This window comes from Sphingomonas sp. PP-CC-3A-396 (assembly GCF_004343105.1).
Taxonomy (GTDB): domain Bacteria; phylum Pseudomonadota; class Alphaproteobacteria; order Sphingomonadales; family Sphingomonadaceae; genus Sphingomonas.
On record NZ_SLYF01000005.1, the window covers coordinates 311,916 to 337,840 of the forward strand.

At 64.0% G+C, this 25,925-nt stretch carries 26 protein-coding genes and 1 riboswitch; of the genes, 10 read left to right on the top strand and 16 right to left on the bottom strand.

The window, feature by feature from the left end:
- Positions 1–56: 56 nt before the first annotated feature.
- Both C8J40_RS11835 and C8J40_RS11840 read right to left on the bottom strand, forming a co-directional pair.
- Positions 57–392 (bottom strand): hypothetical protein, encoded by a 336-nt coding sequence (locus tag C8J40_RS11835; protein ID WP_132742240.1) that lies wholly within the window; start codon positions 390–392, stop codon positions 57–59.
- 19 nt (positions 393–411) lie between these two features.
- Entirely contained in the window at positions 412–1,074 is a 663-nt protein-coding gene (locus tag C8J40_RS11840) for a cation transporter (RefSeq protein WP_132742241.1), read from the bottom strand.
- A gap of 36 nt (positions 1,075–1,110) precedes the next feature.
- On the opposite strand from C8J40_RS11840, the gene C8J40_RS11845 reads away from it, so the two are divergent.
- Positions 1,111–1,548 (top strand): helix-turn-helix domain-containing protein, encoded by a 438-nt coding sequence (locus tag C8J40_RS11845; RefSeq protein WP_132742242.1) that lies wholly within the window; start codon positions 1,111–1,113, stop codon positions 1,546–1,548.
- Positions 1,549–1,631: 83 nt separating this feature from the next.
- On the opposite strand, the gene C8J40_RS11850 is transcribed toward C8J40_RS11845, so the two are convergent.
- The 5 genes from C8J40_RS11850 to C8J40_RS11870 all read right to left on the bottom strand — a co-directional run bounded on the left by C8J40_RS11850 (position 1,632) and on the right by C8J40_RS11870 (position 6,553).
- Positions 1,632–2,003, bottom strand: a complete 372-nt coding sequence (locus tag C8J40_RS11850) for a hypothetical protein (RefSeq protein ID WP_132897198.1) — start codon at positions 2,001–2,003, stop codon at positions 1,632–1,634.
- Positions 2,004–2,712: 709 nt separating this feature from the next.
- Positions 2,713–3,195 carry a cytochrome c gene (locus C8J40_RS11855; protein ID WP_055817270.1) on the bottom strand — a complete coding sequence of 161 codons (483 nt, stop codon included), beginning with the start codon at positions 3,193–3,195 and terminating at the stop codon, positions 2,713–2,715.
- Between the two features lie 12 nt (positions 3,196–3,207).
- Positions 3,208–4,443, bottom strand: coding sequence for a molybdopterin-dependent oxidoreductase (locus C8J40_RS11860; protein WP_056637869.1), 1,236 nt, complete (start codon positions 4,441–4,443; stop codon positions 3,208–3,210).
- 89 nt (positions 4,444–4,532) lie between these two features.
- Positions 4,533–5,684 (bottom strand): TDT family transporter, encoded by a 1,152-nt coding sequence (locus C8J40_RS11865; RefSeq protein WP_056626653.1) that lies wholly within the window; start codon positions 5,682–5,684, stop codon positions 4,533–4,535.
- A complete protein-coding gene (locus C8J40_RS11870; RefSeq protein ID WP_056626652.1) occupies positions 5,681–6,553 on the bottom strand; it encodes a LysR family transcriptional regulator in 873 nt (290 codons plus the stop codon). The genes C8J40_RS11865 and C8J40_RS11870 overlap by 4 nt, the downstream gene beginning before the upstream one ends.
- A 146-nt stretch (positions 6,554–6,699) precedes the next feature.
- Between C8J40_RS11870 and C8J40_RS11875 the strand changes: the two genes are divergently transcribed.
- Entirely contained in the window at positions 6,700–7,767 is a 1,068-nt protein-coding gene (locus C8J40_RS11875; RefSeq protein WP_055817283.1) for a sulfite oxidase, read from the top strand.
- Complete coding sequence (locus tag C8J40_RS11880; protein ID WP_056626649.1) at positions 7,764–8,276, top strand: MgtC/SapB family protein; 513 nt, start codon at positions 7,764–7,766, stop codon at positions 8,274–8,276. The genes C8J40_RS11875 and C8J40_RS11880 overlap by 4 nt, the downstream gene beginning before the upstream one ends.
- A gap of 51 nt (positions 8,277–8,327) precedes the next feature.
- Here the strand turns inward: C8J40_RS11880 and C8J40_RS11885 are convergent, their stop codons facing one another.
- Genes C8J40_RS11885 through C8J40_RS11900 form a run of 4 tightly spaced genes read right to left on the bottom strand, consistent with a single transcriptional unit; the run spans position 8,328 to position 11,412 of the window.
- Positions 8,328–9,098, bottom strand: coding sequence for an anti-sigma factor (locus C8J40_RS11885; protein WP_055817290.1), 771 nt, complete (start codon positions 9,096–9,098; stop codon positions 8,328–8,330).
- Complete coding sequence (locus tag C8J40_RS11890) at positions 9,095–9,604, bottom strand: RNA polymerase sigma factor (protein ID WP_055817293.1); 510 nt, start codon at positions 9,602–9,604, stop codon at positions 9,095–9,097. The genes C8J40_RS11885 and C8J40_RS11890 overlap by 4 nt, the downstream gene beginning before the upstream one ends.
- 1 nt (position 9,605) lies before the next feature.
- Positions 9,606–11,045 carry a YncE family protein gene (locus C8J40_RS11895; protein ID WP_055817296.1) on the bottom strand — a complete coding sequence of 480 codons (1,440 nt, stop codon included), beginning with the start codon at positions 11,043–11,045 and terminating at the stop codon, positions 9,606–9,608.
- Between the two features lies 1 nt (position 11,046).
- Positions 11,047–11,412, bottom strand: coding sequence for a DUF305 domain-containing protein (locus C8J40_RS11900; RefSeq protein WP_235528336.1), 366 nt, complete (start codon positions 11,410–11,412; stop codon positions 11,047–11,049).
- A 163-nt stretch (positions 11,413–11,575) separates the two neighbouring features.
- A riboswitch (Fluoride riboswitch) is annotated at positions 11,576–11,652 on the top strand.
- 23 nt (positions 11,653–11,675) lie between these two features.
- Here C8J40_RS11900 and C8J40_RS11905 point away from each other — a divergent pair.
- The 3 genes from C8J40_RS11905 (at position 11,676) to C8J40_RS11915 (ending at position 14,154) form a co-directional block, all read left to right on the top strand.
- Positions 11,676–13,031 carry a voltage-gated chloride channel family protein gene (locus C8J40_RS11905; protein ID WP_055817299.1) on the top strand — a complete coding sequence of 452 codons (1,356 nt, stop codon included), beginning with the start codon at positions 11,676–11,678 and terminating at the stop codon, positions 13,029–13,031.
- A 124-nt stretch (positions 13,032–13,155) separates the two neighbouring features.
- Positions 13,156–13,428: a DUF190 domain-containing protein gene (locus tag C8J40_RS11910; RefSeq protein ID WP_235513449.1), complete on the top strand. Its 273-nt coding sequence runs from the start codon at positions 13,156–13,158 to the stop codon at positions 13,426–13,428.
- A 168-nt stretch (positions 13,429–13,596) separates the two neighbouring features.
- Positions 13,597–14,154 carry a sulfite exporter TauE/SafE family protein gene (locus tag C8J40_RS11915; protein WP_200918847.1) on the top strand — a complete coding sequence of 186 codons (558 nt, stop codon included), beginning with the start codon at positions 13,597–13,599 and terminating at the stop codon, positions 14,152–14,154.
- Positions 14,155–14,538: 384 nt separating this feature from the next.
- Here the strand turns inward: C8J40_RS11915 and C8J40_RS11920 are convergent, their stop codons facing one another.
- The 3 genes from C8J40_RS11920 to C8J40_RS11930 all read right to left on the bottom strand — a co-directional run bounded on the left by C8J40_RS11920 (position 14,539) and on the right by C8J40_RS11930 (position 17,347).
- Positions 14,539–14,925 (bottom strand): type II toxin-antitoxin system VapC family toxin, encoded by a 387-nt coding sequence (locus C8J40_RS11920; RefSeq protein WP_055817303.1) that lies wholly within the window; start codon positions 14,923–14,925, stop codon positions 14,539–14,541.
- A complete protein-coding gene (locus C8J40_RS11925; protein WP_055818096.1) occupies positions 14,922–15,167 on the bottom strand; it encodes an AbrB/MazE/SpoVT family DNA-binding domain-containing protein in 246 nt (81 codons plus the stop codon). Before C8J40_RS11925 ends, C8J40_RS11920 begins: the two co-directional genes overlap by 4 nt.
- A 365-nt stretch (positions 15,168–15,532) precedes the next feature.
- Entirely contained in the window at positions 15,533–17,347 is a 1,815-nt protein-coding gene (locus tag C8J40_RS11930) for a peptidase M61 (RefSeq protein WP_243643516.1), read from the bottom strand.
- Positions 17,348–17,564: 217 nt separating this feature from the next.
- On the opposite strand from C8J40_RS11930, the gene C8J40_RS11935 reads away from it, so the two are divergent.
- On the top strand, positions 17,565–18,623 hold the full coding sequence (locus tag C8J40_RS11935; RefSeq protein WP_243693353.1) for a glycoside hydrolase family 43 protein: 1,059 nt from the start codon (positions 17,565–17,567) through the stop codon (positions 18,621–18,623).
- 50 nt (positions 18,624–18,673) lie between these two features.
- Here the strand turns inward: C8J40_RS11935 and C8J40_RS11940 are convergent, their stop codons facing one another.
- Positions 18,674–19,147 (bottom strand): PaaI family thioesterase, encoded by a 474-nt coding sequence (locus C8J40_RS11940; protein ID WP_132742245.1) that lies wholly within the window; start codon positions 19,145–19,147, stop codon positions 18,674–18,676.
- A 9-nt stretch (positions 19,148–19,156) separates the two neighbouring features.
- On the bottom strand, positions 19,157–20,626 hold the full coding sequence (locus tag C8J40_RS11945; RefSeq protein ID WP_132897200.1) for a TolC family protein: 1,470 nt from the start codon (positions 20,624–20,626) through the stop codon (positions 19,157–19,159).
- An 86-nt stretch (positions 20,627–20,712) separates the two neighbouring features.
- Between C8J40_RS11945 and C8J40_RS11950 the strand changes: the two genes are divergently transcribed.
- From C8J40_RS11950 to C8J40_RS11960, 3 genes are all read left to right on the top strand, one after another.
- Complete coding sequence (locus tag C8J40_RS11950; protein ID WP_132742247.1) at positions 20,713–21,330, top strand: TetR/AcrR family transcriptional regulator; 618 nt, start codon at positions 20,713–20,715, stop codon at positions 21,328–21,330.
- A gap of 72 nt (positions 21,331–21,402) precedes the next feature.
- Positions 21,403–22,473: an efflux RND transporter periplasmic adaptor subunit gene (locus C8J40_RS11955; protein ID WP_132897201.1), complete on the top strand. Its 1,071-nt coding sequence runs from the start codon at positions 21,403–21,405 to the stop codon at positions 22,471–22,473.
- The gene (locus tag C8J40_RS11960) at positions 22,470–25,592 is read left to right on the top strand and encodes an efflux RND transporter permease subunit (RefSeq protein ID WP_132742249.1); all 3,123 of its coding nucleotides are present in this window, start codon (positions 22,470–22,472) and stop codon (positions 25,590–25,592) included. Before C8J40_RS11955 ends, C8J40_RS11960 begins: the two co-directional genes overlap by 4 nt.
- Positions 25,593–25,925: the final 333 nt, after the last annotated feature.

The window sequence follows — 25,925 nt, forward strand, 5'->3', positions numbered from 1 at the left end:
ACTCCTGACGAACCTTGGGCGTCCGCACGGGCTTTCCCGACGGAATTAGGCGTTGGTCAGGCTTGGGGAGGACGTAGGGCTGGGTCCGACGCTGCCGGGGCCTTGGGCGCATTGCGCCACACCGATGCAGTCATACGAACGCTGCTGGCTGGTCCGGTTGAATCGGACGCGATCGGCACGCCGACATGATGGCCGTGGCAACCGCCATGATGGTGAGGATATGCCTTGTCCGCGTCTGCCGGCACTTGGTCGGCATCGCCGTCGCAATGATCGAGGGAGCTGACCGCTGTGGTATCAACGCACGTCACGCCTTCGGTCGCATGCGCGACTGATCCAAGCCCGAGCATAAGCACGAGCATGAAACTGAGGAACATGGCGGAAAGGCGGTGCATCGGCCCGCGCCTTAGCAGCTTACCGACTGCCATGTAACGACTGCTGGTAAGTAGCGGGGGCGGGTGAGGGCTCGCTACGCATTTCGGCGCGCGCCTGCCGCATGATCTGAAAACCGCCCGATATTCCCAACACCGCCATCAAGGCGGCGACGGCAAGATCAGGCCACGCACTGTTGAGGCCGAACACGCCGCCTGCGGCCAGTACGACGGCGATGTTGCCGATCGCGTCATTGCGCGAGCAAATCCATACCGACCTCATGTTCGCATCACCGCTTCGGAAGCGGTACAGCATGACCGCGACCACAAGGTTCGCGATCAGCGCGGCGATGCCGACTACGCCCATAATTTCGGCATGGGGCGTTGCGTCGTGGAGCGCACCCCATCCCGCTGCGAACAGGACATAGACGCCTAGCAAAGCAAGCGTCGCCCCCTTCAACATCGCAGCGCGTGCGCGCCAGGCTATCGCCATCCCGGCAACGCCAAGACTGATTGCGTAGTTCGCAGTATCCCCGAAAAAGTCGAGCGCGTCGGCTTGCAGGGCCTTCGATCCACCCGTGATGCCGGCCGCAATTTCGATAACGAACATGCCGCCATTGATGGCGAGCGCGATCCATAGCGCGCGCCGCCACTTGGGGTCGTTGAGAGTACCCGCCTTGTCGGACGCGCAGCTTGTGCAGGCCATGTTCGCCACCTCGATAGAATCGATCTGACAGCCTATATGCACCCTCTAGTCGCTAGAGGGTCAAGCGTTGTGTCTGAGAAACTTACGATCGGAAAACTGGCCGGTGCGACGGGCACGAAGGTCGAGACGATCCGCTACTATGAGCAGATTGGCTTACTGCCCGCACCTGCGCGATCGGCGAGTAACTATCGGACCTATGAGGGCGCGCATCTGCGCCGCCTGTCCTTCATTCGGCGTGCGCGGGATCTTGGCTTTTCAATCGATCAGGTACGCGAGCTTATGGGGCTGGCCGATCGGCGCGATCAGTCCTGCATCGCCGTCGATGTCGTTGCCAACCAACACCGCGACGCGATCAGGCGCAAAATCGTAGACCTCACCGCGCTTGCTGGTGAACTCGACGCGCTGATAGATTCCTGTAGCCGCAACACCGTCGCCGACTGCCGGATCATCGAGGCACTTGCTCCTTCTGCATAGTATCTCGCTGCTAACCCGATTTCCTGCAAAGGATCGTAGATCGTAGATCGGAGATACAGTGGGGATAATGCCAAGCCTTCTGTTCACTTAGTCCTAGTAAAATCCCCTCCGCCGTCCGGTGCGACAAGATGCCCGGATGCTTTGTCAATGACGTAAGCCGCGAGCCCTCCAGCGACTTGTAGCTGACCGTTTTTGTAGATCGCTGGCTGCTTATTGTTAGGATAGATGAATGGCTTTCCACCGCCTTGCGTGAGAACCCGAGTATTATTCAAAAGGAAGCTATCGCCGTTACGTTCGATCGTCATGGTATCCTTGACGACATTAACTTGAGCGCCGGAGAAGCCATTCTCGTGGCTTGTTTTGCCTCGTTCCCATTTGCCGACATATTCGCTGCCTGACTGTCCGCAGGCGGTCATTACCAACAGCACAGGTGAGATCATCCAACGCCGCTTCATTTTTCGTCTCCTCGGGAAGGATTCAACGCCGCAAGATAACGTCGTCTCCTGATATCGGCTATCGGCAATCGACATTACACCGTTGAGCGGCGCTGGCAGGCCATACAATCCCTGCCAAAAAGCCTCTCGGCAATCTGGGCTATCGAGACAATCTCATCAGTCACGAATGGCGGACTATTGAGGTTTGCGGCTAACACGGCGTTCTCGAAAAGGAAGGGCCAGTGAGAAAGCGGGCGTCGTTCAGTCGGCCCCGCCCTCATCTACGGCGCATTTCTCGAAATCTGTTCCCGAAATCATTTTCACGAAATGGTCTCGCGGAGATGGAGTTTCGGGAAAGCCAAGGTGGCTGCGATAGGTCCGCCGGGACACCCACGCTCGACAGCCCCCCTGCCCGCTCCGCGACAGACCGAGACATTGATCGATTTAGGGTCGGTGTTTTTCAGGTATACCCTCTGCGTTCCTACTCTGGCCGGTCCGATTTCCGCCAAAAAGGGACATTAAGAATTTAGCTCGGATTGGCCCTTTGGTCCGCCTGGAGTCCTAACCAAGGAGGACCAAACGGCACCCTACCAAACGGCACCGATGAAGCTTCATTGAGGGTTGAAGCTCTTCCTTCTGTCCGCTCGCAAGGCAGTGTCGGCGCGTTGCAGTTCACTGCTGGCGACCGTCCCACAAACGATGGTATTTCGGGATTATGGAAGGAGATCGGTTAGCCTGTTCCACCTGAGGCATCGGGAGCCGCCTTGGGGTCGGGATCCTGTGCCTTGCCTGTCGCGGGTGCCGCCTTGTGGCTCGGCATAGCGATGAGATAGGCGACGATCGCGTTGACGTCCTTCTCGGCCACCGGAGCCTTGTACACTTCGCGCATCTTGGTGACGGTCGCCTTCCACTGATCCGCCGATAGCGCAGGCTGGGTCAGCGCCATGCTGGCCGAGTGGCACGAAGTGCAGTTGGCGTTGATGACGTCGGCGTGCGGACCATCGGGGTAGGTAACGTCATCGACCGGCAGGTCGACGCTGGTCGAGGCGAGCGAAAAGCCGCGGGCTGAGACGCTGGTGGGCGGTGCCGGCTCGGATGTCTCGGAGATCGGGGCAGGCGCCTTGCGGCTGCTCGGCGCCCCGATCGAGACGAGGATAATACCGGTCAGGCCGATCAGGCCAGCGGCCATGATGCCGGTAGACGGGGTCTTCATGCTACTCGCTCCTCAGGCCGCGATGATGGTGGTGGTTTCGATGTTGCCGCGCATGAACCCGCCCGGGTTCCAGATCGGCTTCATCGGCTGGGCGACCCCATTGGTGTTCCAGCAGCGCACCATGATCGGGTTGGGACCGCGTCTCAGCGGCACGCGACCATCCCACCGACGGAAGCTGTACCTGCCCTCGTCCACTCCGAGCGTCGTCTTGTACCAAGTGCGCCCACCATCCGACGAGACATCGACCTTGGCGACGCCGCAATCGCCGCCCATCGCGATGCCGCCGACCGGGATCGACGCCTCATAGGCGATCGCCTGGCCATCGGGCAGGCTGGTCATCCAGCTGCGCGGGATCATGCGATTGATCGGCACGGTCGGGAAGTCCTTGGCACCGGGCGCGACATTCGCGCCGGGTGTCGCCGGTATCTTGTAGGCCTTGGCCATCCAATACTGGTCGTCAAGGCCGGGCAGTACCTCGATCGCGTTCAGCATCTTGACCCAGTAGGTCGAATACCAGCCCGGGACGATCAGCCGGCAGGGAAAGCCGTTGAGGAGCGGCAGCTGCTCGCCGTTCATGCCGAAGGCGATCATCACTTCGCCGTCGCGGGCATGGTCGATGTCGAGCGCCTTCTCGAAGTCAGGGGCGTCCGCCACAACCGGCTGATCGAGCGCGCCAAAGCGCACCTGTACCGCGCCTGCCTTGACCCCCGCGAGGTCCAGCACGTCGCGCAGGCGCACGCCGAGCCATTTGGCATTGCCCATCGCGCCGTTGCCCCATTGCGCGCCGGCGACCCGGGGCTGGAACAGCCCACGGCTGTTGCCCGAACACTGGTTGACCGCCGCCATCTCGACCCGCGGCAGGCGCAGCAGTTGGGCGAGGCTAATCGACAGCGGTCGGTTGACGTGGCCGAAGACGTTGAGGCGGAAGCTCTCGACGTCGATCGAGGTTGGAATGTCGGCCCAGTGCCAGCGAACGAAGAACTGGTCGTTGGGCGTGAACACCGACTTGTCGAACACGTCCATCGGCGTCTCCAACAGCGGAGGATGGATGCGTTGGAGGATCATGCTGCCCTTGCCAGGAAAGGCGCTGGTCATCGGCCGCTCGGCATTGCCGCCAGGCAGCTTCAGGTCGACGAGCTGCTGCGCCAGCGCAGGTGCTGCGGCAAGGCCGGCGGTGCCGAGCGCCGTACGCCTGAGAAAGCGGCGACGGCTGGTTTCACTCGCCAGCGCGGCGTCAAAATTGTCCATGACAAGGCTCTCCTGTGGCCAGCCACGCTGGCGGTTCGAAGCGGCGTTCTGCAAGTGATCGGACCGATTGATCCGATCATCAGGGTGGATCAGTTCGGGGTAGCGATGCAGGGCGAGACGAACAGGTTGCCGCGCCATGCTCCGGCGAGTGTCTTGGCACCGACCAGCAGCCACATCGCCGCGAGCGCGACCGTCAGCACTGTGCCGACAATACCGAAGAAGCCTAGGTTCAGCGTCGTACCGAGGCGGAAGGTGGCGACGGTGTAGACGCCGAGCGGGAAGGTATAGCCCCACCAGCCAAGGTTGAATGGGACGCCGGCGCGCCAGTAGCGGATGGTGATGAGCGTCGCGAGCGCCAGCCACCACAGGCCGAAACCCCACAGACAGAGCCCGGCGACGACGCCGATCCCTTGCGCGACGGTACCGACACCGACCAGCCCATGCGCCGCGAGGATCGCCGGCGCATCCGCCCCAAGCACCAGCATACCCAGCGCCCCGGTGCCGATCGGCCCCAGCGCAAGCCAAGAGGATGCCGCCATGCTCTCGTGCGGGAGCTTGTGGAGCGCCATGCGCAGGATCAGGATAGCGAGGATGCCAAACGCGACCGGCACCGAATAGGCCCACAGCACGTAGGAAGTGGCGAGCGTCACGATCTGCGCGTGAGGATCGGTCAGATGCGGCGCGAGCAGCCCGCCGCTGGCACCCGCCACTTCCGCTGCGACGACCGGCAGCAGCCATACCGCAGTCATGCCGTCCAGGCTGTGCTCGTGGCGGGTAAACATCAGGTAGGGGATCAACACGCCGCAGGCGAGCGACATGGCGACGTCGATCCACCACAGGACGTGTGCGACCGGCACGATGCCGTTACCGAACCGCGCGATCCCGAAGGCGAGGCATCCGTTGATGATCGTCGCCAAGCCCATCGGAATGGTCCCGATGAACATTGACACGGTGTTGTGGCCGAAGATGCGCCGTGCCTCATGCCCGAACATCGCCCAGCGCGCGCCATAGAGACCGGCGAACAGGATGAAGAGCGCGATGTTGAAGAACCACAACACCTCGCCAATCGGTTTGAGCGCGGGGCCGATATTGGGCACCTGCGGCAGCGCGAGAGCGAGGATGCCGGTGCCCATCGTCGCGGCGAACCAGTTGGGTGTGAACTGGCGGATCATCTCGCGCGGGTGATCGAGCCTGCTTAGCGGCTTGAGGCCGGTCAGGGCCGAAGGTGCGTCGGCAGTCATGCGACCTGCTCCTTGATGAGGTCCGTCAGCGCGTCGGCCGCGCGGGTGCGATAGCGTTCCTTGTGGCGCAGCGCGTGGAAGGCGCGATCGGGTAACCCAAGCGGCAACTCGACCAGATCGCCGGCCTTGAGCGCGCGTGCGACGACCAATCGCGACAACACAGCGACGCCGGCACCGGCCTCGACCGCGGTACGCACCGCCTCGTTGGACGGCAGCGTCATCGCTACTGTCAGCTGGGCCGGATCAAACCCGCGCGTTCGCAGCACGTCCTCGAAGGTCGAGCGCGTGCCCGAACCCTGCTCGCGGACGATCCAGCGTGCAGCGCGAAGCCAGTCCTCGTCGACGCGCCCGGCGTCCTCATGGCCGACCAGCACCATCGGGTCACGCCCGACATTCCAGAGGGCGAGCGCCGGTTCGTCCACCTCGCCCTCGACGAAACCGAGCTCCGCCGCGCCGCTCAGGATCTGCGCTGCTGCACCTTCGGTGTTGTCGATCGCCAGTTCGACCGCGATCTGCGGGTGGCGTTCGTAGAAGGAGGCGAGCTTTGCCGGCAACCAGTAGCTCGCGATCGTCTGGCTTGCGACGATCCGCAACGAACCACGGGCAAGCCCGGCATAGTCCGCCAGCATCGTCTCGGCATGCGCTGCCCGCCCCAGCACTGCGCGCGCTTCCTCCAGAAAGCCGCGGCCTGCTTCGGTCAGCTGGATGCCACGCCCGACACGGTGAAACAGAGGAACCCCGTAGCGCGCTTCGAGGGCCGCGACCGCGCCGGAGGCAGCGGACTGCGTGACGTTCAGCACCTCCGCTGCCTTGGTGACGTGTTCGCGCTCGGCGACACCGACGAATATTCTGAGTTGCTCCAGGGTCATGCAGCTTATATCGCGCAATCTTATCGATACGACCAACCGTTTGATCCGTTTATTTCAATCTGGATATCGGAACGATCGGTAATCCTTCGTCTGCGATAGTCTTGAAGATTTGAAGCGATCCGCGCGCTTGCGGCGTTGGTTCGTCCATGACTGATATGATCGAGCGCAAATCCGAGCCCTACAACGCCGAGCCGACGCCCGGCGCGCTGATCGAGCGGTTCCTGACGCCGCAGGCGCTGTTCTACGTGCGCAGCCATGGTGCGGTGCCTGATCTGCCTGCCGATCACCGGATCGAGGTCAGCGGGATGAGCATGGAAAGACGCTCCTTCTCGGTGGAGGAGTTGAAGAGCGCGTTGGCCACGCGGACGGTGACGGCAGTTCTCCAGTGCGCCGGCAACCGGCGCACGGATCTTCAGCAGTTCGCAAAAACGTCCGGCGACCCGTGGGACGTGGGCGCGATCGGCAATGCGGAGTGGACCGGCGTACGACTGTCCGACGTACTGGATGCCGTCGGTGCGCCGGATGCGTCCGACCTGTTCGTGGCGTTCACCGGAGCGGACGAGGTGGACGTCGAAGGCGAGGAAGCATTGTTCGGGGTCTCGATCGCCATGGACAAGGCGCGGCAACCCGACGTCCTCATTGCCTGGGCGATGAACGGCGAGCCGCTGACGCCCGAACACGGCGCACCGATCCGCATGGTGGTGCCGGGCTATGCCGGGGTGCGGAGCGCCAAATGGCTGACACGGATCGAGGTGCGCGAGACGCCATCCGACGCACCGATCCAGGCGCACGACTACAAGCTCTTTCCTGCCGATGTGACGAGCGACACCGTCGACTGGAGCCAGGGTCTGACCATCAATGCCATGCCGCTCAACGCCGCGATCTGCGTGCCCGGCTCTGGCGAAAGCTTGCCGGCCGGGGAGGTGCGGATCGAGGGCTATGCCATCGCCTATGATCGCCGCGTCTCTCGGGTCGAAGTGTCGGTAAACGGTGGTCGCGACTGGCAACAGGCGACGTTCACCGATGATCCGGAGGCGCACTGGGGTTGGCGGCGCTGGACCCTCGACGCCACGCTCGACAAGGGGCGCCAGCACCTTGTCGTGCGCGCCTTCGACGACACTGGACAGGGTCAGCCCGAGCGGCCGGATACGATGTGGAACTTCGCTGGCTATCTGTGCACCGCCTGGCATCATGTGCACGTGCTGGTCGAATGATCGAAGCGTCAGCGGCACCGGATCTCGGCTTTTGGATCGATGCGATCGGGCGGCTGGTGGTGGCGACCGCGGCTGGGATGGTGCTCGGCTGGGAACGCTCGCGCGAGAACCGGCAGATCATGGGCTTGCGGACGCTGGGCCTCGTCGGTCTGGCGAGCTGCATCGCCGTGCAGGCGATCGTACACAGTGGCTTGCCGAATGTGAACGCCGATGCCGCAGGACGGGCGATGCAGGGCATTCTGTCCGGCGTCGGCTTCATCGGTGCCGGCGCTGTGCTGCGGGTCGGCCAGGGTCAGGAAGTGCATGGATTGGCGACTGCCGCATGCATCTGGGTAACAGCCACGATCGGCGCGGCAGCAGGGTTGGCGGTGTGGCCGCTCATCATCGGCGGGTTGAGCCTTGCGATGCTCGTACTGTTCGTCGGCGCTCCACTCGAACGTCGCATTCGCGAACGGGCCAGGCTGACTCCGGCAGAGGCCGACCGGAACGATGCCGCGCGCAAGCCGTGATCCCGCTGGTCCGCCCAGTGCCTGTCGGCGCTGAGAACTGGCCAGGTGCTATCAGGACACAAGCGCCGCATCGGCCTGGCGCTGGACCTCGTTGGCGATCGGATGCAGCTCGGCAGCGGGGCGCTCCCCCACCACACTATAGCCGATCCCGTCGACCGCCCATGTGACCCGGCCCATGGTCCCGCTGGACGTGCTGGTCATGCTTGCGCTCTTGTCGATTTGCATGGGCCTCGTCAGCACCGCAAGCTTCGACGCTTGCGGTCCATCATAGAGGAGCAGCGCTGCAGGGCCGTGGGGCGTCGCGACCAATCGCCCCCCGCCATAGCGGTAACCCGCTGTGCTGAGGTCCGGGATGGTCACGCGCTCACCCAATCGGCTGGAGGTCCATCGGATCAGCATGGCGCGCTGGTCGGGGCCGATTTCCGCCGGTCGAATCCGGTCGGCGGCATAGACACGGAAATTGTCGCTCGCCTCATTGGCCAGCGCCGCGATGCCCGCGTGGGGTTCGCCGCTCCACCGCGCGCTCGACCAACCACCGCCAAATCCGACCGCCAGCAGAAGCGACGCGGCGATGGCGAGTTGCCAAGGCGGTTGGCGTTGCCGTCCCCTGATGGCTGCGACGCGCATCGTCGCCGGGATCGGTTCCTCCGCGATGGGAGCGAACAGGGACGCAAGAGCTCGCGCCTGCTCCGCCTGCTCCCGCAAACGGGCATGCACGTCCGGCTGGCCTTCAAGGTAAGCGTCGACCAGACGCTGCCGCTCGGGCGACAGCCTTCCATCGATCCACGCGGCCAGATCGTCCTCTCCGATCGGGCTGGTCATCGAATACTCCTTAATCGTGGCCGTTCACCCTCGCGGAGGAGCGTCGCCAGACGGTCGCGCGCCCGCGATATGCGCGACATCACCGTTCCCAGCGGCACGCCGACGACGGCAGCGACTTCCCCATATGACAGACCTTCGACGGAAATGAGGAGCAGCACCGTCCGCTGCTCCTCGGGCAACGCATCAAGTGCGCGCAACAGGTCTCGGTGGTGCAGGCCTACGTCCTGATCGGCCGGGCGGCCGAGCGCAGCGTCGTCGACGAGGTGGAGCGGAACCGCCGTACCTCGCCGACTGTGCTGCCGCTGATGGTCGACCAACAGATTGTGCAGGATCGCGTAGACCCATGGGCGAACCTCCGCACCCCGTCGCTGGCGCCAGCGCCCGACCGCGCGCTCAAGGCAATCCTGCACCACGTCATCCGCCATCGCCGGATCGCGCAACCACGACCGGGCATAGCGGCGCAGACCGGGGATCAGTGGCTCGATCGCGGCGGCAAGCGGGTCCATCTCAGTCGCGCTGCACCTGCACGATGCGGCCCGGAGCGCCGTTCACCACCTCGGCGACCGCCAGAAAACGCCGGGGTGCCGCGGTGCTGCCTTGAACGATCTGCCGGATCGGACCCGACGCGTTGACGATCGCCGCACCTGCCGGATTGCTCATGAAGTTCGCAAGCGGCTCTACCGCACCGCTGCCGTCCGCGTTGGCGGTGAGCACGAGCATGTAAGGCTTCTTGGGCTGCAAACCGGTAACGGCACTCTGCACGACCTGAATGATGCCCTGGTCGAAGAGGGTAATGCTGCTTGCAGCACCATTGCCGCGAACCGGCCCCATGTTCAGATGCACCGCCTTGCCTGCCGTACCGAGCGGTTGAAGATTGTCGGTGCCGAGGCCTGTCGGAATAGCGTTCGGCACATAGGCGATCGCCTGCGGTGCCTGTCCGACCGGCACGGTGGCAACGACCTTGTTGCCGGCGGTGTCGATCGCGGCAAGTTCATCAGCATTCTCCAGCCCGACATAGATGCGCCGGCCGTCGCCCGATGGCCAGACACCGTGCGGCATCTTGCCGACCGGGATGGTGGCGACAAGCGCGAAGTCGGACGTGCGGAACACCTTCACCGCGTTTTCCCCGCCTACCGTGACATAGGCGAACTGTCCCCTGACCGTGCGGGCGAAGTTGACGTGATTGGTGATCGGTCCGGTATCCAGCACCTTGAGGATCGCGAAAGGCGGCTTGGCATCGAATGCGACCGTCTTGCCGATGTCCTTCAGCGTGAACCACACCTGCTTGCCGTCCGGCGTCGCGGCGATGTTGGGACAGAACGGACTCGGCTGCGCCACCTGTCCGACCTGCGCGTGGGTCGAGACATCGAACACGGCCAGCACCGGATTGAACGAGGAACAGACATAGCCGTATCGGCCATCGGGAGAGAAGATCGTCATGCCCGGACCACCGGGCGTCTTGATGCGACCGGTCTCCTTGTACGTCTTGGGGTCGAGCACGGCGATGTAATCCTCGCCGCGTACCGTAACCCACACCTCCTTGCCGTCCGGCGTGAAGAACGCCTCATGCGGGCTGCGCCCGACATAGGTCGTGTGCTTGACGGTGTTGGTGGCGGTGTCGATCCACGACACGGCGTTGGATCCGATCGACACGACCGCCAGTGTTTTCCCGTCCGGCGAGAAGCCGAGGCCGTGAACCAGCACCTGCCCCTTGTAGAGCGGGGAAAAATTCATCGGCTGCGGATCGCCGAGCTTGATGACGCCGAGCAACCTGTTGTCGGCCGGGTCCGTCACCGACACCGTGTTGGAGAATTGTTCGGATGCATAGACGCGGTCGCGGTGGCTGACAGGCACGTCCTTGGCGTTCCACGGCGCCTGCTGGGCCATGGCAATGCCCGGTGCGGCGCTCATCAGCAAGGCGGCCGAGCGCAGGAAGGTCCGGATCATGTCAGTGCTCCATATGGCTGTGGTAGTCGCCGCCCTGCGTCGGGGCTGGCGTCGAAGGGGGTAGCGGCTGACCAATCGCCAACTTCATGGCGGCGATCTCCTGCTGCTGATCGATGATGATCTCCTGCGCAATGCGCTTGAGCTGCTCGTTATGACCGTAGCGCAGCTCTGCCACCGCCATATCAATGGCGCCCTGGTGATGCGGAAGCATCATTGCGACGAAGTCGCGGTCGACGTCGCCGGACGGCTTGACCATCATGCCCGCCATCATCCGGTCCATCGCGGCAGATACCATGCTGGCGTAGCCATCGGCGGGGGCGGCCGCGACTGCGCCGGTGAGCATGGCCGAAGCAGTCAGACCCAGCATCCAATTTCGTCTACGCATAAGCCTCCGGCGCATCAGTCTCGAAAGCGTAGACGACGCCCGTCGAGATTTATTCCATGGTTGAGCCAATTATTGATCCTCAGCAAAACAATGGTCTCATCGTGACCCTGCCGATGGTTGACCAGGTCGCCGTCGGACAGCATATGCTCGGCACGGCGATGGATTTCCGCCGGGCCATTCGGCCGAACCGCCCTCGCAAGGGTCGATGATTCCTACCAGGCGCCGCAAGGCAGCAAGGAGGAATCGTGCGCGCGACATTTCGCAATCTCTACGACCAGTTCAACATGGCAGCGTTCATTCGCGATCGCCGCACCCATGCCATGTCGGTGCTGCGATGGGCCTTGATCCTGGTCCCGATGGCCGCAATGGTGGGAACGCTCTGCGCGGCTTTCTTGTGGAGCCTCGATGCCGTGACCCGGCTTCGCTTTGCCTTTCCCTGGCTGCTCTACCTGCTGCCGATCGGCGGGTTCGTGGTCGGACTGCTTTACCATCTGACCGGCCGCTCGGTGGAGGGCGGCAACAACCTTATTGTCGAGCAGATCCACGAACCGGGCGGGGGGGTGCCACTGCGGATGGCACCGCTGATCTTCTTCGGCACGGTGGTGACCCATCTGTTTGGCGGTTCGGCCGGGCGCGAAGGCACCGCCGTCCAGTTGGGCGGCAGTCTCGCCAGCGGTTTCGGTCGCGCGCTCAAGCTCGATGCTGACGGCACCCGCATCCTGCTGATGGGGGGCATTGCGGCCGGGTTCGGCGCGGTGTTCGGCACGCCCATCGCAGGGGCGGTGTTCGCACTGGAGGTGTTGGCGATCGGGCGTGTCGAATATCGCGCGCTGGTGCCGTGCCTGGTCGCGGCACTGGTCGGCGACTGGACGTGCCTTGCCTGGGGCATCCATCACGGCGTCTACCGGATCGATGCGCTGGTGCCGGTCGATGCGCTGCTCGTCACCAAGGCGGGCGTCGCCGGGGTTGCGTTCGGGCTGGTCGGTCTCGCCTTCGCCGAAGCCAATCACACGCTCGGCGGGTGGCTCAAGCGCATCGTCTCCTATGGCCCGTTACGCCCCGCCATTGGCGGCATCGCGGTCATCGCGCTCGTCTACCTGTTCGGAACGCGCGACTATCTCGGACTCGGCACGTTGGCAGCGACGCCCGACAGCCTCACCATCGCCAGCTTCTTCGGACCGGACACGCATCCGTGGAGCTGGGCGATCAAGCTGCTGTTCACCGTCGTCACGCTCAGCGCCGGCTTCAAGGGTGGCGAGGTGACACCGCTGTTCTTCATCGGCGCGGCGCTCGGCAACGCACTCGCCCCCATGTTCGGCGTGCCCACCAGCGTATTCGCCGCGCTCGGCTTCGTCGCGCTGTTCGCGGGCGCGGCCAACACCCCGCTCGCCTGCACCTTCATGGGCATCGAACTGTTCGGCGCTGCCTATGCGGTGCCGATCGCGGTGGCCTGCTTCGTCGCCTACCTCTGCTCCGGTCATAACGGCATCTACCTGTCGCAGCGCGTCGCGGTGCCGAAGGTGCCGGCGACCGGCCTCACCCCGAACGCGACGCTTCGCGAGGCGCGGGCACACCGCGCCTCGCGAAGCCCACGCTCCTGATCCCCCCACCAATCGAGGGTTTGTCCATGCCCAATCGTTTCACCGTCCAGCATCGCGAAATCGGCATGCTGCGTATCTACATGAAACCGTCCGACCGAATTGGTGAGCGCAGCCTGCGTACGCTGTGGGCTGCCAAGCCGCTCTATCGCGAGCTAATCCAGACGGCATCATCAATGCCGTCGCGCAACACACGCACTATGGGTTCAGCAACCACGGCCAGATCCGCGAGAACGGATCGGAGGCGGCCGATCCCCATCTGACGATCTGCGTCGAACTCGTCGGCGAACGCGACCAGCTCGACCGGTTCTGCCGGCGACATGGCGACCTGCTCGGCGACAAGGTGATCGTCTACAAGCAGCTGGAACACTGGTCGGTCATGCCGCGGTTCGACCGATGACACCAATGATCGAATATGGGCTGCTGATCGTCGGTGCATTTGCGGCTGCTGCAATCTCGGGTTCGGCCGGGTTTGGCGGGGCACTGCTGTTGCTGCCGCTGCTGATTTAAGTCGTCGGCGTGACCGAAGCGGTGACGCTGCTGACGATCGTCCAGATCATCGGCAACGGTGCGCCGGCCGGGATGGGCTGGGCTGGCGCCAATCCGTTGGCGGCCCGTGTTGCTGTTCCTCTCCGCTGCCATACCGTTCTCGATGCTGGGCGCATTGTCGTTCGCGTCGCTACCGACGGCGCTCGTTGCGCGGATCGTGGGCGTGGCGATCCTGCTGTTCGTCATCCTGAAGGCCACGGGCATGATCGCGTTTAAACCCTCGCGCCGCGTGCTGGTGATCGGGGGCGGTGTGACCGGCCTGTTGTCCGGGCTAGTCGGGAGCGCCGGGCCGCTCGGCGCAGCGGTGTTCCTGAGCCTCGGTTTGCCACCGCTTGCCTATGTCGCGAGTGACGCGGTCGCCTCGATCGTGATGCACAGTGCCAAGACAATTGTTTACGGCGCGACGATCGACCTTGGACCAACCTTCTGGCCGCTGGCGATCGCGATGGGGCTGGCGATGATCGTTGGCACCTGGGCGGGGTGCTTGCTCATCAAGCGTCTGCCCGTTGAGCGCTTCCGCCAGCTCGTCATGGTCCTGCTCGCGCTGATCGCGACCGAGATGATCGTCATGGGTTAGTGGGAGGATTGTCGCGAATATCCTGAGTTTCGCTACACCAGCTCAAGCGTGGTCGGCTGACGGCGTAGCTGTCGCGAATGTCAGTCGAGGAATTACGCGACTTTCAACGCACATCTGCGACACGCTAACCTGTGCGTTAACGGTGTCGCTACGCAGGAGCCGGTGCCCGGCTCGTTCAGCTGAGCCGCAGCCAACCGCGCGGCCGGACGGCGGCTTTCAGGGAGCAGAAAAGTTGTCCTGAATGACTTACTATGGGTCGGAAGTCGCCCGGCAGCTTTCGCCGAAACGCCGCCCAACAGCGGACAGGCGGTTTTCCACCAGGATGCAGACCTTCCGCTTCCAGAGGATCGACAGGTGGTTGCCCCCTGCCCTTCCCGCCAAGTTCTAGCGGATCGTCACGACCTTGACCTCGACTGCATCCGCGATCTTCTTCCAGTTCTGGTCGCTGGTCCAAGCGGGCAATCCATCCCGTCGGGCTAGAGCCAGACAAAAGCGATCTCCAAGGCTAAGGCCCGCCTCGGCCGTCGCGGCGCGCAGCCGCCCGGCGATTTTCGCCAAGGCCTTGTCGGCCGGCACTACCGTCAGTGGCAGCGGATCAAGCATGGCATCAACTTCTCGCTCGGGCATTCCGGTATGAATGAAGTGGGTCACCACCTCAGCGTAGTTCACGCTGCTCACTCGCGCACCGGCGATACCGGCTGCAACCTTGGTAGATCCCTTTTCACCCTTGATCATTGCGATGAGAGCCGAGGCGTCGAGAACCACGCTCATTCGCCGCTATCTTCGCGACGCCGATTGAGGAATGCGTCAACAGAGGCGTCGGGATTACCGCCGGTATATTGCTCGGCCAGCGCCTGCGCCCTTGCCACCGCTTGGCTGGCGGTTCGCAGAACAACGCCATCTTCGGTTTCGTCGAGATATACCGCACCGCCACCCGTCAGGCCCAACCGCTTGCGAACGTCAGCGGGCAGGCTCATGCGCCCGTTTGGCGTTATGTTGATCTGTAGCGTCATGACGGCCTCTGTACCTCTGATCAGCATCGTCATCATCTTCTAGGGATATCCCGGCTTAGCAGCAACCCTCCCCACGGTATGCCAGCGAGCCTCGTTTGTACCACACCGTTTGGATTATGGCTCATCGACGTGAAGCTGCCCCACGTGCATAATCTCCGGTGCTTTTAACGTATACCTCTCAGAGACCAGTGTGCTGCCAGTGCTTTATGTATGCTTCGACAACGTAAAAAGGACTGAACCAATAAGCACCACGTATATCAGACTGCGCAGCAGTAGCGGAATCATCGCAAATCAAAAATCAAACAAAACGCATTCGCCGAATATTTCGCAATTACTGCATCACTTATCCAATCACCCTAATTAGACTACAAGGCGCATTTCTTGTCTGGCAGTCCGGCCACCCGGTCCCACTGCCATGCGCTCACTGTCTCGCCGCGTGGAAGATAGTTGATCGCAAAGATCTTCCCGTCCCTGCGAACTTTCAACATCAGACGTTCGGTTTGGTCGCCCTGAATTCGATCCTGGGGCACGGGATCAACAATGTCATCGCCGTTCCGTAGTCCTGCCGCAGCTGCGGCTGAACCGCCAACCAAACCCCGAACCGTGCGCTTCGGCTCCGCCAGTACGGCGGTATCGAACCCAAGCTCATAGCGTCGAAGTGGCTTGCTGATCCGGCGGAAACACGGACCAAACGCGCCGGAAGATGGTAGCGGCATGCGTCCGGCGAGAAACGCCCGGAAGTCGGCGACGGCCCCGGCTCCTATTTCGCGCGCCAGGATTGCTTCCCAGTCTGCGTAGCGCACGGCTTTACCAGCGGCCTGAAGAGCCAGCATCGCGAACATAGCATCGTCCATCGACCGCTTGCCACCCGACCGCAACCGGATCGCTTCGTCGACGGTCGCGAAATAAAACATCCCGCGGTCATAAGGAAGCGTCCGGATCCGCGTGTCTGCCCAGAACCGTGTCGGTATGACGGAGTTCGGCACTGTCGCCATGACATTCGTGTAGTAGCGGCCTGCGTAATAGTTGAGGTCGTCCAGAAACGCGGAAGGCGTGATCATGCCGTATCGGAGCGGCAAACGTCGTTGATAAAACGTCGCCAGGCCTTCGGTGAACCATGCCGATGCGAGGCCATCAGGATCGGTGATGCGCGGCTGGAATGTGTGGAACATCTCGTGCGCCAGCGTCATCCGCAGCTTCGCAACATCGCTTCCTGCCCCACTTCCGAACGTGACGACAAAAGACTGGTGCATGGCGACACCGCCGCCCGCATTGATAGGGTTGTACCGAAGAAAAACGCCGTACGGGGGCGGCGTTGCCTGCCTGAAAAGCCGGGAATAGTCTTTGTATAACGTGCCGGCCCACGCCATCAGCGGCTCCGCGTCGAAGGCGGGCTTTCCCTGCCATGCCGAGAAGAAACCAGTGCTAGGCGTCGGCTGAGGCCAGGTTGCAACGCGGCCCGCCATGAAGAAACTGGATGTCAGCTCTGCGGCGGTCATCGGCCCAGCGTCGACATGTCCGTTGCCCAACGAACTGATACCGCTGCTGCCAGATGGCAGCCGCGACAAATCCCAATCAACGGTCGTGCGATAGTGGTCGTCACCTGGCGGCATCAGCAAAAACACGCTGCCTGCTCCGGAGGCGCCGTAACCGTCATTCGAGAGGGCTACGGGCGGTGCGGGACCTCGGGGCGGAAGAGTCGCGTTGGCGGGCACTATGTATCGGACGACGACAGGCCCGGAAGTTTCGCGGTTTACCGCCCAGATCCGTGTTGGTCCGCCGCTATCTGCATCTCCCGTGCCCGGTGCAGTCCTTGTTTGTGCAGTGAGATCCAGGGCGCCGAGCGCATCTGCGGCAACCAGCCCGGTCAAGGTGGTCGCTACGCTGTCGACATTGCTCTCAACCAACGGCAACTGAACGAGCGTCTCTCCAACTCCTTTGGACAAGCCTCCGAAATTGAGTGTGATTGCAAAGGTTTCTATCTGCCCCTCGCTGTTGGCCGTGGGGGCAAGCGTGAGAGCGATAGACCGATCCTCCGCTGGGTTCGCATCCAGAGCCGTACCCTGAACCAACATCCCTAGGACCAGCGTTCGCCATTTCAAACGATTGGCGCGCAGCCACATCTCGCTGACTAGCAACCGGACATACCGTGATCGGATCGGAATGATGTCGAATTTCATCAGCAATCCATCGCACGCGTCTCAGGCAGCGGCAACAATCGTGCCTTCAGTGCAGCCGTCTAGGAAGGACCAGGCCGCAGGATCCACCGCGTCGCGAAAGCCTTGTCAGCTAAGACGTCAGGCGGCGCTTATTGAAGACAAACTGACGACCGGCGTAGAGCATATGTCGCTGCAGCTGCACCGGAGCCGTATTGTGTCGTTGATCGATCGAAGAACAGTGTTGGGGTCCCTTGGGCTCAGCCTCATTCCCCGCGGCGTCGCCTACGCTGCTAATCCCGCCCTGCCCGGCTGGTACGCCGATCCCGAAATTCGCATTTTCGGCGATCGATACTGGATCTATCCGACCTATTCGGCCGACGGGCCCGTCCCCGCCGCACCCAGCCGCTTCACGCCCTGGCAGGCCCATGAGCGCGCCTCGCCGAAGATCTGGAGCCCGTTTCTGAAACAGACGTTTCTAGACGCCTTCTCGTCGCCGGATCTGGTTTCCTGGACCCGTCATCCGCGCGTGCTCGACGTCAGGGACGTGAGTTGGGCCGCCTATGCGATGTGGGCGCCGTCAGCGATCGAGCAGGATGGTCGATACTTCCTGTTCTTCGGCGCGAACGACATCAAGACCGACCGGCAGCGCGGCGGGATCGGCGTGGCGGTTAGCGATCGCCCCGAAGGCCCGTTCCGCGACGCCATCGGCAAGCCGCTGATCGGCAACATCGTCAACGGTGCGCAGCCGATCGACCAGATGGCGTTCCGCGACGACGACGGCACCTGCTATCTGTATTATGGCGGCTGGAAACACTGCAACATCGTCCGCCTGTCGCGCGACCTGACCAGCCTTGCGCCGTTCGCGGATGGGAAGACCTACAAGGCGATCACGCCCTCGCCCGACTATGTCGAAGGGCCGTTCATGCTGAAGCGGCGCGGCATCTATTACCTGATGTGGTCGGAAGGGGAATGGACCGGACCGCTCTACAGCGTGGCCTATGCCACGGGCCCCAGCCCGCTCGGGCCGTTCACGCCGCGCGGCAGGATCCTCGAACAGGATGCCCGTGTCGCCCGCGGCGCCGGCCACCATTCCGCGATCTGCATCCCGGGGACGGACGACTGGTATATCGTCTATCACCGTCGCCCCCTCAGCGAAACGGACGGTAATCATCGCCAGGTCGCGATCGAGCAGATGCACTTCCGGAAGGACGGCAGTATCGCCCCGGTCGTGCTGACCGACGTCGGCGTTGCTCCGCGACGGCTACCGATAGGAGCCAGACCTTTGTCGGGCGCTTAGCGGGCGTTCGCCTGCATACCGGTAGGGCGTTCGCGTCGCCATCCTTGCCCTCAAACGGGATCGCTGTCAGTGTTCCGCGGGCGGAGTTCGAAGACGAGCAGCGTCGATGTCGCCGTGGCGCACAGTTGGCCCTTCTCGTTGATGAGCGTGGCCTCCGAAAACGCCGCGCGACCACCCATCGACACCAGGCGTCCGACCGCCCTGATCTTCCCGCTGGATTCGGTCAGCGCGCGCAGGAACGACACCTTCAACTCCAGCGTCGTATAGCCGAACCCCGGTTTCAGCCCGGTATGCGCGGCGATGCCGCACGCGCTGTCGAGGATCGCCGAGATATAGCCGCCGTGCACCGTGCCCATCGGATTGTACGACGTGCCGTCCGGTATGGCCTCGAAGACCGCGTGCCCGTATTCGACCTCGATCAGCGATATGCCCAGCTTCTCGCCGAGCGGGGGCTGCCGTCCGGTAGCCAGCATCGCCTGCACCTGCGCAAGCCCGTCGGGTTTGATCGGGACATCAGTCGTCATGGGTCGCTCTCACAGTTTGGCCATCGATACGGTAGCGGGACTAGCGGGATCCCATCCGCCGCCAAGCGCCCGGAACGACGCGACGGCACCACGACTGGCGGCTGCGCGTGCCTGGATCACCCCGTCCCGCGTTTCGAGCAGGCGCCGGTCCGCATCCAGAACCTCGATCAGGCTAGCGACTCCGCCCCTATAGGCCGCGAACGAGGCATCCCGGGCGCGGCTCAACGACGTCTCGCCCTGGCTCAGCATGGTGGACCGCGCTTCCTGTTGAACCAACGTCGAGAAGGCATCCTCGACATCCTGCGATGCGCGCAGGACGGCCAGACGATAGGCGCCAAGCGCTTCCGCGTTTCGTCCTCTGGCGCTCTTCACCTCGGCATCGACGCGGCCGAAGTCGAACAGGCGCCAGCGTAGGCCCAGCACGCCGTTCGCCTGTGTCGCATTGCCACCAAACAGGCCGCCAGCTGCCGTCGTCGCGGTGCCGAGCAGACCGCTCAGCGAGAATTTTGGGTAATATTCCGACATCGCGACGCCGATCCGTGCGTTCGACGCCGCCAGCGTTCGCTCGGCTGCGATGATGTCGGGACGACGGCGCAACAGGCTGGCGGGGCCACCCGCGGTCGCAAACGCCGGAGGAGACGGGATCGCGGTCACGACCAGGAATTCGGAGCGGGTAGCGCCCGGCTGGACCCCGATGAGAATGTCGAGCGCGGTCAGCGCCATGTCGAGCTGGTTCTGGATCGCCGGGACCGAGGCGCGAACCTGCGCCAGCGCACCTTCCGCCTGTCGAAGTTGCAGTTCGGCCGCCACGCCCTTGCGGTATTGCAGCGCGATCAGGTCGACGAGACGCGCCTGCGTATCGGCCTGCGCTCGGGCAACGCCGAGCCGCGCCTGCAAGGCCCGGATCGCGATGTACGTGTCCGCCGTCTGCGCCGCGACCGCAAGACGCACGGCCACTGCAGCGGCAGCGGACGCCTGCCAATCGGCCCGCGCCGCATCGCGCGCGGCATCACGCCCGCCGAAGACGTCAAGTTCCCAGCTAGCGCCCACGTTAACCTCGTAGGTTTCGGTCGCACGCTCGAACTGGGGAAACGCGCTGCCGATCCGTCCGATCGGTGTCTCCAGCGACTGATAGATCTCGCCCCCCTGCCCGCTGACCTGACCGGACGGAAGCAGGGCTGCGTTGGCGGTCTTCAGCGCGGCACGCGCCTGCGCCACGCGCGCACCGGCCTGTTGCAGGTCGAGATTCTGGGCCAGCGCGCGCTCGACGAAACTGGTGAGCAACGGATCGTGAAACCCGCGCCACCAGTCGACGAGATCGGCTTGTCCTGCATCCGCCGACCTCGTGTCGACGGCGCTGGCGCCGACAAAGGCGGCCGGTGCGAACGACGCCGGCACCGCGTAGCGCGGCGCGGTCGTGCAGCCACTCACCAACAGCAGCGTCGTGGCCAGGGTAGCAGCGGAGCGGAAATGGCGCATGATCGACCTTCGATGACTCAGGCTGTGACCAATGATGTATATAGTCATCGTTTGTCAACGGGGTGATGTCCGCCTATGACGCGGCAATGACTGACCCCGCTCCCCAATCCTCCCCGACGCGTGGCCCTGCCGAACATGCGGTCCGCGATCAGATCGTCGAAGCCGCAAACGACTGTTTCGCCCATTACGGATACAGCAAGACGACCGTCGCCGACCTTGCGCGCGAGATCGGGTTCTCCAAGGCTTATATCTACCGGTTCTTCGAATCGAAGCAGGCGATCGGCGAGGCGATCTGCGGCGCGCGCCTCGAACAGATCTTGACCGAAGCGCGCAACGCCGTCGACGCGGGCGGCAGCGCAACCGACCGGTTTCGCCGCATGTTCAGGAGCGTAAACACGCTGAGCGTCGCGCTGTTTTTCGAGGATCGCAAGATTTACGAGATCGCAGCCCTAGCCGCGTCGGAGCGCTGGGGATCAGCGCAGGCCTACACCCGATCGCTTCAGGACATGATCCAAGAGATCGTCAGACAGGGCCGGGAAAACGGCGAGTTCGAGCGCAAGACACCGCTCGATGAGACGGTCCGCTCGATCTATTACGCAATGACGCCGTTCATCGATCCGCTGCATTTGGAGCGTAATCTCGATCTGCTTCCCGATGCGCAGAACGAGGTCACCGGGCTCATCCTGCGAAGCCTCGCGCCGTAGATTTCGAACCATGACCAGTTGACAATATAGTCATAAGGAAACATTCGGGTCCCGCTTCTGTGGAGGATCCGTGTGTCGAACCGACTGTATATCGCCTTGGCCGTGCCGGTGCTGGCGTCCGCGACCTTGACGGCTTGCCATCGCGCGGAGCCCGATCCGCGCACACGACCGCCGCTGGTCCGAATCACCACGCCGGTCGCCGCCAACGCGGCAACGCGCGAGTTTACCGGGGTCGTCGCGGCGCGCATCCAGAGCGACCTGGGCTTTCGCGTGGGCGGCAAGGTCACGCAGCGATTGGTCGACACCGGCCAGATCGTGCGTCGTGGCCAGCCACTGATGCGGATCGACGGAACCGACCTGTCGCTGGCGACCCGCGCTTCGCAGGGAACGGTCGATGCAGCACGCGCCCACGCGGAGCAGACCGGCGCGGACGAGAAACGATATCGTGACCTGGTCGGCGCGGGCGCCGTCTCCGCGTCGGCCTATGATCAGGCGAAGGCCGCGGCAGATGCGGCGCGCGCGCAACTGAGCGCTGCGCAAGCGCAGGCTCGCGTCGCGCGCAACGAAACCAATTACACCGTCCTGCTCGCGGATGCCGACGGGACCGTGGTCGAGACGCTGGCCGAGCCGGGGCAGGTCGTTGCCGCGGGACAGATCGTCGTCCGTGTCGCGCGGTCGGGACCGCGCGAGGCGCTGGTGCAATTGCCGGAAACGCTGCGACCGCGCCTGGGCTCGACCGCACGTGCCCGTACTTTCGACGGTGCCACCGGGAGCGCAACGCTGCGGCAGCTGGCCGATTCCGCCAACGCGGCGTCGCGGACGTTCGAGGCCCGGTATGTCCTCGCCGAGGCGACCGCGCGTGCGCCGCTCGGCTCGACCGTGACCGTCACGCTGTCAGATCCCGGCGACGCGGTCGCGACCGAAGTACCGCTCGGCGCACTCCGCGATACCGGCCACGGGGCCGGTGTATGGATCGTCGGCGCCGGCGCGCAGCCAAGGATCATCTGGCGCCCGGTAAAGGTGGCTGCGATCGGGGAGGAAACCGCCACCGTGACCTCGGGGCTGAAGTCGGGTGACCGCTTCGTCGCGATGGGTGCGCATATGCTGCACCAGGACCAGATCGTCCGGGTTGCCGCACGATGAGTGGTGACGAGCAAAAGGCACCCGACCGCTTTAACCTGTCGGCGCTCGCGGTTCGCGAACGATCGGTCACGCTGTTCTTCCTGATCGCGATCATCATCGCCGGGGTTGTCGCCTTCACCAGACTGGGGCGCGCGGAAGATCCGAGCTTCACGATCAAGGTGATGACGGTCGTCACCGCCTGGCCCGGCGCAACGGCGCAGGAGATGCAGGACCAGGTCGCCGAGCCGCTCGAGAAGCGCCTGCAGGAACTACGCTGGTACGATCGCAGCGAGACGTTCACGCGGCCCGGCCTCGCCTTCACCACGTTGACGCTGCGCGATACGACTCCTCCCAAGCACGTGCCGGACCAGTTCTATCAGGCGCGCAAGAAGATGGGCGACGAGGCGCCGAGCCTTCCGCGCGGCGTGGTCGGGCCGTTCGTCAACGACGAATATGGCGACGTCACCTTCGCGCTCTACGCTTTGAAGGCGAAGGGCGAGCCGCAACGCTCGCTCGCTCGCGAGGCGGAGACGCTGCGTCAGCGGCTGCTGCATGTGCCCGGCGTCAACAAGATCAACATCGTCGGCGAGCGACCTGAACGCATCTACGTCGCATTCGCCGAGGAGCGACTGGCGACGCTGGGCGTCTCACCCCGCGACATCTTCGCCGCGCTTTCGAGGCAGAACCTCATCACGCCCGCGGGCTCGATCGAGACCAAGGGGCAGCAGGTCGTGGTCCGCCTCGACGGCGCGTTCGACGACCTGTCGAAGATCCGCGACCTGCCTATCGTAGCGAACGGCAACACGCTGCGGCTGTCCGAGATCGCCAAGGTCGAGCGCGGCTACGAGGATCCCGCGACCTTCCTCATACGCAGCCAGGGCGAACCCGCTCTGCTGCTCGGCGTCATCATGCGCGAGGGATGGAACGGGCTCGACCTCGGCAAGGCATTGAACGCCGAGGTCGCGAAGATCGGCGACGAACTGCCGCTCGGCATGAGCCTCACCCGCGTCACCGACCAGTCGGTCAACATCACCGACGCGGTCGACCAGTTCATGCACACCTTCCTCGAGGCACTCGCGATCGTGATGATCGTCAGCCTCGTCAGCCTCGGCTGGCGCGTGGGCATCGTCGTCGCCGCCGCCGTACCGCTGACGCTGGCGGTCGTGCTCGTCATCATGTGGGCGACCGGCCGCGTGCTAGACCGGATCACGCTCGGCGCGCTCATCCTCGCGCTCGGCCTGCTGGTCGACGACGCGATCATCGCGATCGAGATGATGGTGGTGAAGATGGAGGAGGGATACGACCGCATCCGCGCGTCGGCCTATGCCTGGAGCCATACCGCGGCGCCGATGCTGGCCGGCACGCTAGTGACCGTAATCGGGCTGATGCCGGTCGGCTTCGCGCAGTCGACCGCGGGCGAATATGCCGGCAACATCTTCTGGGTGGTCGGCTTTGCGCTGATCGCATCGTGGTTCGTCGCGGTGATCTTCACGCCGTACATGGGTGTGAAGATGCTGCCCGAGATCAAGCCGATCGAAGGCGGTCACGCGGCGATCTACCGGACGCCGCGCTACGAAAGGGTTCGCAGCGTCATCGCCTGGGCGGTGCGGCGCAAGTTGCTCGTCGCACTGGCAACGCTGGGTGCGTTCCTGATTGCAGGCGCGGGCATGGCGCTGGTCAACAAGCAGTTCTTTCCCGCCTCGGACCGGCCAGAGGTGCTGGTCGAGGTGCAGATGCCCAAGGGCACAGCGATCGCGCAGACCGGCCAGGCCGCAAAACTGGTCGAGACGTGGTTGCGCAAACAGCCCGAGGCCAAGGTCGTCACGACCTATGTCGGTCAGGGTGCACCGCGGTTCTTCATGTCGCTGTCGCCCGAGCTGCCCGACCCGTCCTTTGCCAAGATCATCGTCCTGACTGCCGACGAGGACGCGCGCGACGCCTTGAAGGTTCGGCTGCGTGAGGCCGCGGCGGAGGGGCTCGCCCCGCAGGCACGGGTTCGCGCGACGCAACTCGTGTTCGGCCCCTACTCCCCCTTCCCCGTCGCGTTCCGTGTCAGCGGTCCCGATCTCGCAACCGTCCGCGTAATCGCCGACAAGGTGCAGGGCGTGATGCAACGGGATCCGACGATGCGTACAGTCAACGCCGACTGGGGCGACCGTGCGCCCGCGTTGCACTTCGTGCTCGAGCAGGACCGGTTGCGCGCGCTCAGCCTGACATCGAGCGACGTGGCCGAGCAGCTTCAGTTCCTGTTGACCGGTACGACGGTCAGCCAGGCGCGCGAGGATATCCGGACGGTCGACGTTGTGGCGCGGTCCAGTGGCAGCGATCGGCTCGATCCGGCGCGCATCGGCGATTACATGCTGACCGGTGCCAATGGCCAGCGCGTGCCCGTCGGCCAGATCGGCAAGCTCGAAGTCCGCATGGAGGACCCGATCCTGCAACGCCGCGACCGGCTGACGACGATCACGGTTCGCGGCGACATCGCCGATGGATTGCAGCCGCCCGATGTATCGACCGCGATGCTCGAGAAGCTACAACCGATCATCAGGACGCTGCCGTCCGGCTACCAGATCGACATGGCCGGCTCGATCGAGGAGGCGGGCAAGGCGAATGCCGCGCTCGCGCCGATCTTCCCGATCATGATCGTGCTGATGATGATCGTGATCATCCTCCAGGTGCGCAGCTTGTCGGCGATGGCGATCGTTTTGCTGACCGCGCCGCTGGGGCTCATCGGCGTGGTGCCGACGCTGCTCGTCACCGGCCAGCCGTTCGGCTTCAACGCGATCCTCGGCCTGATCGCGCTGGCGGGGATCCTGATGCGCAACACGCTGATCCTGATCGGGCAGATTCACGATCACGAGCGGGAGGGGATGGATCCCTATGACGCGGTCGTCGAGGCGACCGTGCAGCGATCGCGGCCGGTGATCCTGACGGCAATGGCGGCCGTGCTCGCTTTCGTCCCGCTGATCAGTTCGGTGTTCTGGGGATCGATGGCGGTCACGCTGATCGGCGGGACGCTCGGCGGGACGGTCCTGACGCTGGTGTTCCTGCCTGCGCTCTACGCCCTGTGGTTCCGGATACGGCCGCCTGCGGACGATCGCCGGGAGCCGTCGCCTTCGTCACAACCCGTTTCGGCGTGATCGGCCGAGCGTGTTGTACTGTCCTATCCGCCACGATGACGCTTCAGTCCGGGTGCCGGACATATCCGTGGAGCATCGGCTTTCCGTGACCGAGCAGCAGGTGGTCCTGCTATCCTTGAAGGACTCGCTTGCGTCGGCATGCCGCCCGCGGCGCCTGTCACGTGCAATCAGCTATGTTTTCGGTATTCGGGACAACAACGCCCTGGCGGATCCAAGGCTCGAGGCACTCCGGGTCTTTTGCGTTCGCTACCGTTACGACGGCGCTACCGCTGGATCGGTCCGGCACGTCGACGTGGATCTCGACATCAAGACGCTGTCCAGTGCCGTTGAACT